This window comes from Streptomyces gottesmaniae, assembly GCF_031845845.1.
Lineage (GTDB): Bacteria > Actinomycetota > Actinomycetes > Streptomycetales > Streptomycetaceae > Streptomyces > Streptomyces akebiae.
Genome location: NZ_JAVRFJ010000111.1, coordinates 1 through 482, shown reverse-complemented (window position 1 = coordinate 482; position 482 = coordinate 1). Strand labels below are relative to the sequence as shown.

Below are 482 nucleotides of genomic sequence, written 5' to 3'. Positions count from 1 at the left end.
CTCGAGGAAGGCGAGACGAGGGTTGAAGTTACCGTTGTACCTTCGGCCGAAGCACTGGACATGATCTTCGCAATGCCCCGGTTGAAGAAGCTCGAAATAAATGTCGTCCGACCCAACCCTGACAGTCTCGATGAGCAGGAAGAACGAATTCTGCAGAAGCTGCTAGATCAGGGAGCCAAAGAACAAACGGTCGTGTTGAAGAAGCGGCCTGGAATTCAGAAGTTGACGCCTGACGAAGATACGCGGACTTTGGCGAAAGTCGCCGCCAACAATGGATCTGTTTCGGCGGAGGGAAGGGATGACGATGGAAAGACTGTCTTCGAGTCTACCAAAGACCATCCAAAAACTGTCAGGGCTGAGGTCGTGGGCACTTCGTCAGTGGCAACGTTTTTCGCAAGGATTGCATCATTTCTTTGAGCATTGGCGCGGGCAGTTACGTACCCTGCGCAACTACTGGACCGTGTACGGCGGACGATCTGGAC

1 protein-coding gene is annotated in these 482 nt (G+C 53.3%); it reads left to right on the top strand.

Going from position 1 to position 482, the window contains the following annotated elements:
• A partial coding sequence (locus RM704_RS44620) for a DUF4747 family protein (RefSeq protein WP_311593590.1) occupies positions 1 to 417 on the top strand: 417 nt, incomplete at its 5' end.
• Between the last annotated feature and the right edge of the window lie 65 nt (positions 418 to 482).